The 14,034-nt window shown below is 65.9% G+C and carries 14 protein-coding genes; 4 read left to right on the top strand and 10 right to left on the bottom strand.

Going from position 1 to position 14,034, the window contains the following annotated elements:
* Positions 1–87 precede the first annotated feature (87 nt).
* Positions 88–1,068, top strand: coding sequence for an aminopeptidase (locus NLF94_RS15425; RefSeq protein ID WP_254838522.1), 981 nt, complete (start codon positions 88–90; stop codon positions 1,066–1,068).
* A 59-nt stretch (positions 1,069–1,127) separates the two neighbouring features.
* Here the strand turns inward: NLF94_RS15425 and NLF94_RS15420 are convergent, their stop codons facing one another.
* The 5 genes from NLF94_RS15420 to NLF94_RS15400 all read right to left on the bottom strand — a co-directional run bounded on the left by NLF94_RS15420 (position 1,128) and on the right by NLF94_RS15400 (position 5,660).
* On the bottom strand, positions 1,128–2,192 hold the full coding sequence (locus tag NLF94_RS15420) for a hypothetical protein (RefSeq protein ID WP_254838521.1): 1,065 nt from the start codon (positions 2,190–2,192) through the stop codon (positions 1,128–1,130).
* A 3-nt stretch (positions 2,193–2,195) separates the two neighbouring features.
* The gene (locus tag NLF94_RS15415) at positions 2,196–2,837 is read right to left on the bottom strand and encodes a UGSC family (seleno)protein (protein WP_254838520.1); all 642 of its coding nucleotides are present in this window, start codon (positions 2,835–2,837) and stop codon (positions 2,196–2,198) included.
* 59 nt (positions 2,838–2,896) lie between these two features.
* Positions 2,897–4,048, bottom strand: a complete 1,152-nt coding sequence (locus tag NLF94_RS15410; RefSeq protein WP_254838519.1) for an amidohydrolase family protein — start codon at positions 4,046–4,048, stop codon at positions 2,897–2,899.
* Positions 4,049–4,148: 100 nt separating this feature from the next.
* Positions 4,149–4,514 (bottom strand): Rieske (2Fe-2S) protein, encoded by a 366-nt coding sequence (locus NLF94_RS15405; RefSeq protein WP_254838518.1) that lies wholly within the window; start codon positions 4,512–4,514, stop codon positions 4,149–4,151.
* 21 nt (positions 4,515–4,535) lie between these two features.
* The gene (locus NLF94_RS15400; protein ID WP_254838517.1) at positions 4,536–5,660 is read right to left on the bottom strand and encodes an amidohydrolase family protein; all 1,125 of its coding nucleotides are present in this window, start codon (positions 5,658–5,660) and stop codon (positions 4,536–4,538) included.
* A 120-nt stretch (positions 5,661–5,780) separates the two neighbouring features.
* Here NLF94_RS15400 and NLF94_RS15395 point away from each other — a divergent pair, with 120 nt between their 5' ends.
* Positions 5,781–6,974: an acyl-CoA dehydrogenase family protein gene (locus NLF94_RS15395; protein WP_254838516.1), complete on the top strand. Its 1,194-nt coding sequence runs from the start codon at positions 5,781–5,783 to the stop codon at positions 6,972–6,974.
* A 27-nt stretch (positions 6,975–7,001) separates the two neighbouring features.
* Here NLF94_RS15395 and NLF94_RS15390 read toward each other — a convergent pair whose 3' ends face one another.
* Entirely contained in the window at positions 7,002–7,760 is a 759-nt protein-coding gene (locus tag NLF94_RS15390; RefSeq protein WP_254838515.1) for a citryl-CoA lyase, read from the bottom strand.
* Positions 7,761–7,962: 202 nt separating this feature from the next.
* Between NLF94_RS15390 and NLF94_RS15385 the strand changes: the two genes are divergently transcribed.
* Positions 7,963–9,153 carry a CaiB/BaiF CoA transferase family protein gene (locus NLF94_RS15385; RefSeq protein WP_254838514.1) on the top strand — a complete coding sequence of 397 codons (1,191 nt, stop codon included), beginning with the start codon at positions 7,963–7,965 and terminating at the stop codon, positions 9,151–9,153.
* 48 nt (positions 9,154–9,201) lie between these two features.
* Here the strand turns inward: NLF94_RS15385 and NLF94_RS15380 are convergent, their stop codons facing one another.
* Positions 9,202–9,975 (bottom strand): SDR family NAD(P)-dependent oxidoreductase, encoded by a 774-nt coding sequence (locus NLF94_RS15380; RefSeq protein WP_254838513.1) that lies wholly within the window; start codon positions 9,973–9,975, stop codon positions 9,202–9,204.
* A gap of 141 nt (positions 9,976–10,116) precedes the next feature.
* On the opposite strand from NLF94_RS15380, the gene NLF94_RS15375 reads away from it, so the two are divergent.
* Positions 10,117–11,253 (top strand): acyl-CoA dehydrogenase family protein, encoded by a 1,137-nt coding sequence (locus NLF94_RS15375; protein ID WP_254838512.1) that lies wholly within the window; start codon positions 10,117–10,119, stop codon positions 11,251–11,253.
* An 84-nt stretch (positions 11,254–11,337) separates the two neighbouring features.
* On the opposite strand, the gene NLF94_RS15370 is transcribed toward NLF94_RS15375, so the two are convergent.
* The 3 genes from NLF94_RS15370 to NLF94_RS15360 are packed head-to-tail and all read right to left on the bottom strand — an operon-like array spanning position 11,338 to position 13,915.
* The gene (locus NLF94_RS15370; RefSeq protein ID WP_254838511.1) at positions 11,338–12,501 is read right to left on the bottom strand and encodes a thiolase C-terminal domain-containing protein; all 1,164 of its coding nucleotides are present in this window, start codon (positions 12,499–12,501) and stop codon (positions 11,338–11,340) included.
* Positions 12,498–12,914, bottom strand: a complete 417-nt coding sequence (locus NLF94_RS15365; RefSeq protein WP_254838510.1) for a PhlB family protein — start codon at positions 12,912–12,914, stop codon at positions 12,498–12,500. Before NLF94_RS15365 ends, NLF94_RS15370 begins: the two co-directional genes overlap by 4 nt.
* A complete protein-coding gene (locus NLF94_RS15360; protein WP_254838509.1) occupies positions 12,911–13,915 on the bottom strand; it encodes a hypothetical protein in 1,005 nt (334 codons plus the stop codon). The genes NLF94_RS15365 and NLF94_RS15360 overlap by 4 nt, the downstream gene beginning before the upstream one ends.
* Positions 13,916–14,034 lie beyond the last annotated feature (119 nt).

The raw sequence follows: 14,034 nt of genomic DNA, 5'->3' as shown, positions 1-14,034 counted from the left end.
CCGTCGGTAAATAACAGGCGACTGTCACGCGCTTCGGGGAACGGCCGAACGTAGATTTTTGTACGGTCCAGCGAGACGTACGCTCGTATGTTCGAAAGCGTTCGAGAGATGCGAGGGGCTCGCACCATCGTCGAGGAGAGTGCGGCTCTACAACCGGACGAGGACGTGGTGATCGTCACCGACTGGGAGGCTGCCGAGGTCGCCGAACGGATCGCTGCGGCAGCGAGGGAGCGCGACGCGAACGTGACCATGACGCTCATGGACCCGCGGGAACACGAGGGCAACGAGCCGCCCGATTCGGTCGCCGCGGCGATGTACGAGGCGACCGTCGTCTTCGTGATCGTTTCGCGGTCGATCTCACACTCCGATGCCGTCGAAGCCGGACTCGACAGTGATCGGCGGTGGATCATGATGACGCAGTTCGCCCCCGAACAGCTGATCGACGGTGCGATCTACGCGGATTTCGAGGCGATGCAGCCGAAGATCGAGGCGATGGCCGACCGCTTCTCCGAAGCCGACTCGGCGACCGTCACCTCTCCCCAGGGAACGGAGGTCCACGTCGGGCTCTCGGGACGGGAGGGAAACGCGGTCAACGGACTCGCCCGAGAGCCCGGAGGCGCCGGCGGTCCGGGGGCGATGGAGGCGAACGTCGCTCCGGTCGAGGGGACGACCGAGGGGACGGTCGTCGTCGACGGGGCGATCCCCGACTTCGACATCGGCGCGCTTTCGGAGCCGATAACCCTCGAAATCGAGGACGGAGCCGTCACGGACGTCGAAGGGGGCGTCGTGGCCGAAAAGCTCCGGCGCGTCTGGGAGGGGTACGACGACCCGGGCGTCTACAACGTGGCACAGCTAGCCGTCGGAATGAACCCCGAGGTGACGGCGTTCGACGACCACTTCATCACGGCCCACTGCCGGTACGGCAACGTCCACTTCGGTATCGGGAAGAGCACGGTGCTCGGCGGCACCGTCGAGGCGCCCGTCCACTTCGACGTCATGCTCGGTGAGGCCGACCTGGAACTCGACGGGGAACTGGTCGTCGAGAACGGACGGACGATTCACGTATAGCCGCGAGCCCCGGACGCCCCGCGGGGGACCTGTCCCTCGTTCGATCGGCGCGGTCACCGCTATCGTTCGATCGGCGCGGTCACCGACGTCGTCTCGCCGAAGGAGTGCAACACCATCGAGTGCTTTCCCGCGCCCCCGGCCACGAGAACCGTGATGTCCTCGGGCCGTTTCACCAGCGGGAGACGGGCGTCGCCGTCGGGAGTGTGGAACCGCTTCTCCCAGATGTCGATCGTGTCCCAGTCGTAGAGCCCCTCCGGTCCGTTGTCCCGTATCTTCCCCACGCGGTTCCGGGCGTAGTCGTAGAGGAACCACCGAACGTCCTCCCGCGAGAACCCGTCGTTTGCGATGGTCTCGGCGTGTTCGGGGCTGAAGACACAGACGAGTTCCCCTCTCGTTCCGATCGCGTTGTTGTTCCCGACCGTGGCGAGGACGTCGGCCATGACGCTCAACACGCCCCCGCCGTCCTGGCTGATGTGGTCGTTGACCTCGTGTGGCCCCTCCGTCCCGAAGACGGTCACGGTCGACGTCGATTCGTCGAAGCCACGCTCGACGTGCAGCGGCGCCCAGGGAGTCTTCCGCTCGTTTTCGGCGATACAGAAGGAGAACTTCCCCGGCTGACCGTGTGTCGCACGGTCCATCTTTCCGGGCGTGCCGCCGCCGACGTTGAGCAACACGAGGCGGAGTGCCCGCCCGATGGTCGCGTTCGCACGCCATCCCGGCCCGAAGACGTTGTACCCGTAGTTGAGGTTGAGTTCCTCGACGATGGGCCCGTTCACGACGAGCAGCGGCGCGACGGGGTGGGTCGTGGTGTTGATGCCGTAGAGGTTGAACTCCTCCCGTAGCATCGCCTCGACCGCGGCGATCACGACGGGGAGGTAGGCCGGCTTACAGCCGGCCATCACGGCGTTGACCGCGACCTTCTCGACCGTGGCCGCCCCGTACTTCGGCGGGACCTCCCCGAGGCTCTCGGTCGGCTCGCGGTCGGTCGCCCCGAGCATCCGGTCGACCCGGTCGCGGGACGGCGGAATGATCGGGAGCCCGTCGGTCATCTCCTCCTCGTAGAACCGCTCGTAAACCTCCTCGACGTCACCCTCGACGTCGAGGGGTTCGGATCGCTCGCTCATCTGTCACAGCGGGCAGTAGAGGTCCTCGTCGGTGAGTTCCTCGTTCTCGCCGAGGAACTTCCCCCGGTACTCGTCGTCGAGTTCCGTTCGGGACGTCGTGAGGACAGCGGCGATCTCGGCGATGGTGTCGCGGGCACGGCTGCGAACCACGTCCGGCGAGACGTCGCCCATCGGGTGCGGGACCGTGACGAGCGGCAGCCCCGGAAGCCCCAGCGCCCGCGCGTCCGACTGTCCGAGTCGGACGAACTCGTCGCTGTTGATCGTGGCCGTCGGGACGCCCTGTAACTCCAGCGTCGCGCTGTCGTGAACACACCACGACGTACACGATCCGCAGTCGCCGTAGGCGTTGACGACGGCGTCACACTCGGCCCGCAACTCGGGCAACAGCGACCCACCGGAGACGGCGGCGGCGTGTTTGCTCGCCCGTTCGACCGCCTCGACACCGTACTCGTCGACAAGCATCTCGCCGACGGCGTCGAGGAAGCGATCGGCGTTCGGCTTGGCGTTGTCGAGCAGTCCGACCGTCGTTCCCTCGAGTGACTCCAGGCGGGGGGCCAGCCCCTTCTCCTCGACTTCGACGCGCCCGCGTGGGTCAAGTAGTTGCCCGCCGGCCCCCGGCCGTGTTTCGCTCTGACTCTTACCCATGATACGGAATCACGCAGAGATCACATAAATGTGGCGTCGGCGCCGGAACGCGGACCGGTTCAGATGCCGAAGACGTCCTCGGCGTTGCCGTGCAGGATCGCCGCCCGCGTGTCCTCGTCGATGCCCGGACGGTCGAGCCACTCCGCGCCGTCGACCTCCCCGTCCGGCCAGTTCGTCGAGTACATGAACGTCTCGTCGGCGTAGGTCACCTTCAGCGCGTGTTCCAGCATCTCCTCGGACGGCGGCAGCCCGATCGAGCAGTTGGTCACGTAGAAGTTGTCGTGGACGTACTCGCTGGGGCGCCGCGGCAGGTACTCGTACTCGCCGTCGTACATCCGGTTGGTCAGCTGGTAGTCCCCGGAGTTCACCTGGTAGATCTCGTCGCCACGGTCGGCCGCAAAGGGAATCCACATGCCACCGAACCCCTGGATCACCACCTCGAGGTCGGTGTGGGCGTCGAAGACCCCGGTGTAGATCATGTTCATGACGGCGCCGAGCATCGTCTTGTTCTCGGTCGTCATCTTGTTCTCGACGAAGGTCTGGAGGTTCCGGTCCATCGTATGGTAGAACTCCGAACTCGGCCCCCGGTGGAGCAACAGCGGCAGGTCGTGCCCGGCGAGCTTCTCCAGAACACCGTCGTACTCGATGACGCCGAACGGCCGGTCCAGCGTCAGCCAGTTGACGCCCGCGACGATCCCCTCTTCGGCCCCGATCCGCTCGACCTCGGCTTCGGCGAACGGCGGGTCCCAGAACGGAAGGATCATCGCGGCGTAGATACCCTCCGAGGGGTCCACGATCCGGTCGAGGACGTAATCGTTGTACGCCCTGGCCACCTGGTTCATCATCTTGGGTGTCCGGCTGTCCACCAGCGGGAAGTCGTCGGGCGGGTTCACGACCACCGCGTCGAGGCCCAGCTCCGTCATCGTCTCCCGGACGTCCTCGCTCGTGATCCGCTCTTCGGCCGACGGGACGCTGAGCAGTTCCTCCATGAAGGAGTACCCGGCCATCTCCTCGTTGGCGTACGGTTCCCACCAGCCGCTCGTCGCGGGCAGCGGCGGACCGAGTTCCTCGAACCACTCCCGTGCCTTCGGATCGTCGACGTACTCGTAGACGGAGGGTGCCGTTATCGGAACGTGGAACTCGGCGTCGACGACGCGTTCGTCCTGGAACGTCCCGATGGAGCGAACTCCCTCCTCTTCGGTAGTGCTCATACTGTATGGACTGTCCGCACTCGGCCTTAATGTTTCTGAACGACGAATGACATGTCGAGAACGACGCGTTCGGCGCCCCCGGAGCGAACGGGGACGGACGTTACAGCGTCACGAAGACGTCGTCTTCGTCGATGGTGACGTTGTACGTCGGGAGCCGGTAGTCGAAGACGGGGCTCTTGCCCGTCTCCAGGCTCCACTCCATGTAGTGATACGGGCAGGAGACGGTGAGGTTCGTCTCGTCGATCTCGCCCAGCGTGAACCTCGCCTTCTTGCTACAGAGGCTCTCGTCGCTGACCGCGTCGTCCCCGATCTTGCTGAGCGGCAGGTTCTTGTGGAGACAGTTGTCGACGATGGCGTACAGCTCTCCGTCGACGTTGAAGATGGCGAGCTGAATACCGTCGACGCTCACGGGCGTTGCTTTCCCCTCGGGGAACTCGTCGATCGTTCCGATCTGGTGTTTCGTCATTTATATGCGAGGTGTAGAGAGTCAGGCTGCCGTGTAGTCGAAGACTTCCTGGGCGTTCTTGTGGAGGATGTGCTCCCGGAGGTCGTCGTCGATCTGGGAGTGGTTGACCCAGTCGGGCGTGTCGACCGTCGAGTGGGGCCAGTCGGTGGAGAACAGGAACATCTCCTTGGCCCGCCGGATCTCGAGGGCCGATTTGACATGGTCGCCCCGCCTGGGGAGCGCGATCGGCTGTGTCGTCACGTAGACGTTGTCGTAGAGGTACTCGCTTGGGTTCCGCTTCAGCGACCGCTGTTCGAGGTCGGCGTACATCCGCTCGGTCAGTGCGACGTCCTCGGAGTACTCCTCGTACAGCTGATCGGCGTGGTTCGCCATGTACGGTATCCAGGCGGTCCCCTGTTCCTGGATCAGGACATCGAGGTCGGGGTACTTGTCGAAGACGCCCGTCATTATCATGTTCATGATGTTCCCCGACACCTGGTAGAACTGCCCGGAGATCAGCCGTTCGGCCGACTCGTAGTGCTTCTCGTAGGGGTCCCACCGGCCGCCGCCCGACCCCTGGTGGAAGACGATCGGCATGTCCCGCGCGTCCAGTACGTCCCAGATGGCGTCGTTCTCGGCGAGACCCATCGGCGGATCGTTGTTCACCCAGTTCGTCGCCCCGACGATGCCGTCCTCGGCGCCGATCCGGTCGAGTTCCTCGGCCGTCCACTCGGCGTCGAAGTCGTTGGCGATCGCCAGCGCGTAGATGCCCGCCTCGGGATCGACGACCCTGTCGAGGAGGTACTCGTGATACGCCCGGATACAGGCCTTCTGGATCCGCGGGTACCGGCCGTTCGCCATGAAGGTGTTCGGAAGCGGGCTCACCGTGGCGATGTCGAGCCCCCAGTCGTCCATCACGCCCGAGATCTCCTCTTTCGTCACTGCCGCGCCTTGCGTCGTCGCCTTCGACTTCCGGCTCTCCCAGCTGTAGAACGGGTTCCCGCCCATGTAGGGTATCGGCGGCGTCCCGTCGGACTCCAGCCGCTTTCGCAGGTAGTCGTCCTCGACGTAGTCGTAGAGCAGTTCGTGATCGATCTGGAGGTGAAAGTCCGTGTCGATCGTGTAATGCTCCTCGACCGGACTTGGCTCTTTGACAACGGAACTCATACCACGGAATAGTGAGCGCGGAATATTTAGAGGTTGTGGTAACATCCATTCACGCGTGCGAGACGGCCGAAATCGCGCGATCGGAACAAACTACTTGGCGGTCTAGCGTGTTCGAGCCCCATGGTCGACTTCAGTCAGACGACCGACGTGCGACTCATCAAGGACGGACTGGACTCCTTTCTCGAACAGGAGGTAGAGCCCATAGAGGAGGCCCACCGTGACCTCCTCGTCCCGGATTTCAGGCGGCTGCGAGACGACGGCCGGCTCAAGGACGAGGTCGTCGACGCCATCGACACCGTCAGACGGAAGTCGGGCGAGGCGGGATACTACGGGATCGATATGCCCGAGTCGGTCGGTGGCGGCGGCGCGAGTGCGGTAGAGCTGGTTCGGGTGCTCTTTCACCTCTACTCGAAGGGCCTCGGCCTGAAGATGTACGTGATCGAGGGGGCGGCGGGCCCTCACTCCACGTTGCTCGAACTCGACGACGAGCTGAAAGAGGAGTATCTCGTTCCCGCGGTCGCCGGCCGCAAGAGCGGGTGTTTCGTTCTCACGGAGAGCACGTCGGGATCGGACGCCCTCGACATGGCGACGACCGCCGAGAAGGACGGCGACGAGTGGGTCATCGACGGCACCAAGATGTGGATAACCAACAGCCCCTACGCCGACTACGGACAGGTGTTCGCCGTCACCGATCCGGAAAAGGAGGGGCCGGACCGCGTGTCGGCGTTCCTGTTCGACACGGACAACCCCGGCTTCTCGGTCGAGCGCATCAACCAGACCCTGTTCAACGACGGGATGCAGGCCGAAGTCGAGTTCGATAACTGTCGCGTACCGGAGTCCCACCTGATCGGCGAGCGGGGCGAGGGGTTCTACAACGCGATGCGGTTCCTCAACGAGGGCCGGCTACGGATAGCCGCCCGGTGTGCGGGCCTCATGTCGTACCTCCTCGAGGAGGTCGTCGACTACGCCACCCAGCGGACGGCGTGGGGCGAACCCATCGGCAAGCGACAGCACGTTCGCCGCATGATAGCCGACATCGCTACCTGGCAGGAGACGGCGGAGAACCTCGTGTTGAAGACTGCCTGGCGCGTCGACCAGGGCGAGGACCCGGCCAAACAGAGCGCCATCGCCAAGTACTACGCGACCGAGAAGCTGTTCGAGGCGGCCGACAACGCGGTGCAGGTGTTCGGGGCGAACGGGCTGAGCTACGAGTACCCGATCCAGCGGGTGTTCCGGTACGCTCGCCTGCTCCGCATCCCGGAGGGGACCTCCGAGATCCAACTGGAGACTATCGCGTCGGAAGTCGGCCTCTGAGGTCGGACGGCTTCGGCTCCGGGAGGCTCACCCGTCGGCCGGGGGTTCGGTGTTCCCGTCGACGTACTGCCAGATGTCGACCGCCATCGGGTTCTCCTGCTCTTCGAGGACCTCCCCGGTGACGCCGGTCGCCCGGCTGATCACTGCGAGCCCCCGGGCCGCCGTCGGGGACATCCCCAGGTCCGAGGTCACGGCCGCGATGGCCCCGGTCGCGTTTATCGGCAGGGCCTCGCCGGTGGCGTTCTCGAACGCCTCTCGAACGTCCCGGACGGCGTCGACGTGATCCCCCGCGACGCCCTCCGTGTCGGCCAGTTCGAACAGCCGTTCCGCCCGCGGATCGACCGGTTCGAGGTGCGGGTGTCCGATGCCCGGGAACGGGGTTCCGTCCCGCTGGTACTCGGCCACCAACTCCGTTATCGCGGCGTCGCCGTCTTCCGCCTTGACGACGGCCTGGAGCTCCTCCGAGCAGTTCTTCATCGTCCCGATGAACTGGGAGCCGACGCCGAGGATACCGCTCGCTATCGCCGCCTGTACGGCGTCGGGCTCCGACATGGCCGTGAGCCGACTCGCGATCGCCGACGGCGTCGTCCCGTGTACCATCAGCGACGACAACACCGCATCGAGGAGCCGCCGTTCGCCGGCGGTCGGGACGTCGCCGGTCCAGAGGTAGTACAGCGCCGCCGTGAATTCCATCTCGCCCATGACCTCCGTCGAGAGGTCCTTCTCGCGGACCGATATCGAGCGTTCGTCGTGACTCGACAGGGCCGTTTCGAATCGGTTTCCCATACCGCCGGGACGACCCGCCGTCTAATAAGTATCGGGCCCCGTCGTCCCGGCGGTGTTCGGATACGCGGTCGTCGAAACGACGGAGCACCGAGCGCCCTCGCGCTTTCGGCGTCACAAGCTCCACGTTCGCGGTCCTCTCCGAACGGTACCGGCGAGTGCCCCCGGTGATTAATACGAGAGCGGCCCGTACCCGAAAGGAGCGATGGAAGCACCGCTGGACGGGATCACCGTACTGGACATCTCACAGAGCGCCGCGGCCCCGTCGGCCACCCAGGCGCTCGCCGAGCTGGGTGCGGAGGTCCTCTCGGTCGAACCGCCGGGCGGCGGCGCACAGCGGCGGCTGATCGGCGGAACTTTCTTTCCCAACCTCTGTCGGGACAAGCTATCGATCGCGGTCGATCTGAAGAGCGAGGACGGCGACCGGATACTCCGGCGACTGATCGAGGAGGTCGACGTCTTCGTCCACAACTACCGGAACGAGACGATAGAGCGACTCGGCTACGACTACGAGACGGTCCGGTCGTACAACGAGGGGATCGTCTACTGTTCGGTCACGGGGTTCGGCGAGGACGGACCGTACAGCGACCGTCCGGCGCTCGATCCGCTCGCCCAGGCCATGTCGGGGCTGATGGACGTGACGGGCGAACCCGACCGGAAACCGTCCAGAGTCGGCTCCTCGGTGATCGACGTCTCGACGGGGTTCGTCGCGGCCCTCGGGATCGTGGTCGGCCTCTTCGCCCGCGAACGGACGGGCGAGGGACGACACGTCGAGGCGTCGCTCGTCGATACGGCGGCGGCGTTCATGGGCTACTGGTACACCCACTACAGCAAGACGGGCGAGTCGCCCGTTCGAAGCGGCCACACCTACGACGGGTACGCCCCGGTCGGCGTCTTCGAGACGGCGGACGATCCGGTGTACCTCTCCGTCCCCTACCAGCCAATCTGGCGGCGGTTCTGCGAGGCCATCGACCGGGCCGGGTGGATCGACGACCCGCGCTTCGAGACCGACGACGACAGGCTGGAACACAGGGACGCGCTGTACGCGGCGATCGAGGAGGTGTTCGGGCAGTACACGCGGGAGGAACTCATGTCGGTACTGCTGGCCAACGACGTCCCGGTTTCGGAGGTCAACTCCGTCCCCGAGGCCCACCGGGACGAACACCTCAGGCGTCGCGGGACCGTCACGGAGATCGACGATACCGACGGGGAGAAAGTGACGGTCTCGACGACGCCGTTGCGGGTGCACGGGACCGAACGGTCCCCGGGGCCCCTCCCCGAAGTCGGCGAGCACACGGAGGCGGTCCTTCGCTCCCTCGACTTCTCGGACGACGAGATAGCGGTGTTCCACGAGCGGGGTACGATCGAGAGCCCGGATGCCCCGTTCGAGAAGTGAGCGGAGGACGCGACACGGGGAGTCGGACCGTCCCCGGCGACGTCAGCGTCAGCCCCGGATGTAGCCGCCGTTGACGCTCAGCACCTGCCCGGTGATCCAGTCGGCGGCGTCGCTGGCGAGGAAGACGACCGCGTCGGCGATGTCCTCGGGCTCGCCGAGCCGATCCAAGGCGTAGGCGTCGACGACCGAATCGCCGTACTCGTCGAGCCAGTCTTCCGTCGCCGGCGTTCGGGTCGTCCCGGGGGAGACGCAGTTGACACGGACGCCGTGTTCTCCCACCTCCTTTGCGATCGTACTCGTCGCCGAGACGTTCGCCGCCTTGACGCCGCCGTATATCGAGAGCCCGGGGTCGTTCCCCTTGTAGGAGTCGCTGGCGAAGTTGATGATGGCGCCCGACCCCCGATCGGTCATGTGTGGCAACGCTGCGTGGCTGCAGTTCAGCGTGCCGTAGTAACAGAGGTCGATTACGTGATCCCAGTCGGCCGGGTCGGTCTCGGCGAACGGTTCGGTCAGTCCACCGCCCGCGTTGTTCACGAGCACGTCCAGCCGTCCCAGTTCCTCGAGGACCGTCTCTACCATCGCTTCGGCCTGCTCGTACTCCTTGACGTTGCACTCCACGGCGGCCGCCTCGACGCCGTACTCGGTACCGATCTCGGAGGCGGTCTCGGCGGCCTTCCCCTCGTCGATGTCGACGACTGCGACGTCGCCACCGAGCGCGGCGAACGCCTCACAGACGCCCCTGCCGATACCGCGTGCGCCGCCCGTAACTGCCGCAACCTGCCCCTCGAAGTCGATCTTCTCTGCCGTACTTTCGGTTCGCATGGGTGGACCTCTCGGGGCAGAAGGTTATAAAACGATACCCTCGGCCGGTGCCGTCCCGTCGAACGGTCGTCTCGCCCGAACGGGAGCCGGCCTCAGTGACCGCAAACCCTTAGGAGTCGGACTCCAGTGTCGTTCCCCACGATGCAACTGTCCGAAGAGCAAGAACGGGTCCGTGACGCCGCCGAGACGTTCACGGACGAAACCATCGTTCCGAGAGCCGAGGAGATAGACCGGGAGGACCGGCCCCCGCTGGGGATACTCGACGAGATGGCCGACCTCGGGTATCTCGGAATGCTCCTCCCGGAGGAGTACGGCGGCTCGGACATGGATTTCACGAGCTACGCGCTGGCGGTCGAGGAGTTCGCCCGCGGCCTTCACGCCGTCGCCAGCGCGCTGAACGTACACGTCATCTCCTCGTACATGTTGTACCAGTACGGCCGCGATCCGCTGAAAGAGCGGGTCCTCCCGTCGATGGCTGCCGGCGAATCGCTCGGGGCGTTCGGGTTGACGGAACCGAACGCCGGTAGCGACAACGCCTCGATGGAGACGACGGCCGAAAAGCGGGGCGACGAGTACGTCCTCGACGGCACGAAGCGGCTGATAACGAACGTCGACAACGCCGATTACCTCCTCACGTTCGGCAAGACCGACCCCGACGGCGAACGGTATCACGACATCACGGCGTTCTTCGTCGAGACGGACAGCGAGGGGCTCGAGATCGGCCAGAAGTGGGAGACGATGGGGCTGAACGGCCTCGGTTCCTTCGACGTCCACTACGACGGGCTACGCGTTCCCGAGGAGAACGTCATCGGTGACGTGAACGAGGGGTTCGTCCAGGCGATGAAGGCGCTCGTCGTCGGCCGGATAAACGTCAGCGCACGCTGCGTCGGGATCGCCAGGGCCGCCTACGAGGCCGCCCGCGACTACGCCCGAACGCGAGAGCAGTTCGATCGGCCGATCGGCGAGTTCCAGGCGATCCGGCACAAGCTCGCCGACATGGCGACGAAGATCGAGGCGGCCCGGCTGCTGTCGAGGAACCTGGCGGCACGAGCCGACCGCGACGACTCGACGAGACAGGCGGCAGCGATGGCGAAACTGTACGCCAGCGAGGTCTGCGAGGAGGTCTGTTCGGAGGCCGTACAGATCCACGGCGGCGTCGGATACACGAAGGAGTACCCGGTCGAGCGGTACTATCGGGACGCCAAACTCCTCACCATCGGCGAGGGAACCAGCGAGATACAGCGGAACGTCATCGCCGATCGGATACTCGAACAGTAGCAGCCGACCGGTTCGAGCGGGGCGTGATCCACCGTCGGGTGCGCACTCGAACCGATGAAAGAGGACCAGAGGAACCGAGCCGAGTCAGGGCCGCTCGAGGACCGTCACACAGCTGACCGAGCCGGTCGAGTTGCGCCCGATCCCGAGGTTGTGCTGGAGGCCGACCTCCGCGTCATCCACCTGGATGTCGCCGGCCTCCCCGCGGAGCTGTTCGTAGATCTCGGAGATCTGTGCGACGCCCGTGGCCCCGATGGGGTGGCCCTTCGACAGCAGGCCGCCGCTGGGATTGACCGCCACCTCGCCGTCGAGGCGGCTCTTGCCCTCGGCGGCGAACTGGCCGCCCTCGCCTTCCTTGCAGAACCCGAGGTCCTCGTAGGTGATCAGCTCGGCGATCGAGAAGCAGTCGTGGACCTCGGCGACGTCGACGTCCTCGGGGCTGATCCCCGCGGACTCGTAGGCGCCGCTGGAGGCGTTCCGGGTCGCGGGGAAGTGCGTCAGCGCCGTGTCCCCGGCCCGCTGGAAGGAGTCGGTCGAGAGGCTGGTCGCGGCGACGCGAACGGGGTCGTCGGTGAACTCGTCGACCCGATCCTCGCTGACGACCAGTACGGCGCTGGCGCCGTCGGTTATCGGACAGCAGTCGTAGAGGTTCAGCGGGTAGCTGACGGTCGGCGAGTTCTCGACGTCGTCGACGGAGCACTCGAACTGGTAGTGGGCGTGCGGGTACTTCGCCCCGTTTGCGTGGTTCTTGACGCTGACCTCCGAGATCTGCTCGCGGGTGGTCCCGTACTCCTCCATGTGCCGGGTCGCTCGCATCCCGAAGAAGGCGGGCATCGTCACGCCGCGGCCGCGCCAGACGCGCTCCTCCGCGGCGAGTTCGATGAGGCCGCCCGTGTCGTCCGTCATCTTCTCGCCGCCGATCACCAGCGCGACGTCCGCCCGGCCGCCCTCGACCGCGATCGTGGCGTTCCGGAACGAGTCGCTTCCGGTCGCACACGCGTTGACAACCTGCGTGGCGGGCTTCTCGAACAGTCCGGTCGCGTGCCCGACGGTGGCCCCGGAGTGGCCCTCCTCGGCCAGGTCGACGCTCCCGTACCAGATCGCGTCGATGTCCGCTCTCGGATCGACGCCCTTGTCCACGTCGTCCAGCAGCGAGAGGTACGCTTCCTCGAGGAGGTCGTCGAAGGAGTCCCCGTAGCGCGTCCCGAAGTCGACCATGCCCGCCCCGACCACGTAGGCGTCCCGTGTCATGCTTTCTCCTCCCGCGGAACGCTGAACTTGAAGGAGTTGATCGGACGGTCACCGTCGTCGAACAGCTCCCGGAAGCGTGCGTCGACCTGGCTGCCGACCTCGATCTCTTCTCGCTCGGTCTCGGTGAACAGCCCGTAGACCCGGGCGGGCTCCCCGTCACCCACCTGCGGGATGTCGATCATCCCGAGCAACTGCGGCGACTCGAAGTCGTCGGGGAGGTACACCTGTTCGACGAAGGACAGCACCTCGCCCTGCTCCTGTAGTTGCACGCGCTCGTAGGTCGCCGGTGCCGCCGCGCACTTCTTGCACGTTCGTTTCTCCTCGGGGTACGATACCCAGCCGCATTCCTGGCACTCGAACGCCACGAGGCGCTGGTCCTGTTCTCTCGTCCGTCGGTAGCGTGGTCCGCTCATACTCCTGATGCTCCCTGGTATTCGGTCCGTTCGCGGTACTGCAGATGCTTCCCGTAGGAGACGTACTCCTTGGCATCGATCTGGGCGGCGACGGTCGATCCCTCGGCTCCGACGCCGTCGTCGGTTTCGAGTACGACCACGTCCGCACCGCCGGCGCCGTAGGCCGCCGCGACGGCGCCGTCACCGGCTGATGCGGTCTCGAGTAACGACGCCAGATCGAGGAAGAACGATGCCGTCCCGGCGTAGCCCACGTCGTCGAACGTCGAAACCATGGACACCTCTCCCGGCACCGACTCGACGGCGCCGCGCGCCATCCTGTGGTCGGACGCCGTAACGATGGCGTGATCGAACTCGACGTCGGTCTCGGCGAGTGCCGACCCGGTGGCCGACTCTATGGCCTCGCCGAAGCCGTACTCGCCCTCGAAGGCGCCGTCGCCGTGAACGGCGGGTTCGTCGTGGAGCCGGTGCCGTTCGACGAATCCGGTGGTGCTCTGCCCGACGGCGTCGATCCGACCGCCCGGATCGTCCGCATCGGTCCGCAACACGACTGCCCCGGCGCCCGCACCCGCGTACGGTTCGTCCTCGCTGTCCGGTTCGGCGGGCATGACGTCGACGCCGACGACGAGTGCCGGCTCGTCGGTCGCGGCGACGAACTGTCGGGCGAAACACAGCGCGTCCGTCGCAGCCCGTCCCGTCGACCGGAAGTCGCCGGTCCGAACGGACTGCGGGGCACCGAGCCGAAACGCCACATTGGCGGCGATGCCGTGTTCCGCGAACGGGTCGGTGATACTCGCCGTACAGACGGCACCGAGATCCTCGGCGCTCACGCCGGCTCGATCCAGCGCGACCCCGGCCGCCTCGCTGGCCATCGTGACGTGGTTCTCGTCGTGGCCGGGGACGGCGCTCTCGCCGGATCCCGAGCCACCGTACTGGGAGTAAATCTCGTCGCGCTCGATGCGATACAGCGGGACGTACCCCCCGTATCCGTCGATCAGGACCATCGTGGTCGTGCTCCTTCAGTGAGGAGTTTGTCATGCGATACCATGTATCTGAACCGGCTCCCGACGACAATAAAACGTTTGGTCCCCGGCTTTCGGCCCGGAGCGCAGCCGATCCGAGC

This window comes from Natronomonas marina, assembly GCF_024298905.1.
GTDB classification, from domain to species: Archaea; Halobacteriota; Halobacteria; order Halobacteriales; family Haloarculaceae; genus Natronomonas; species Natronomonas marina.
This window is presented reverse-complemented; position numbering and strand designations above follow the sequence as displayed.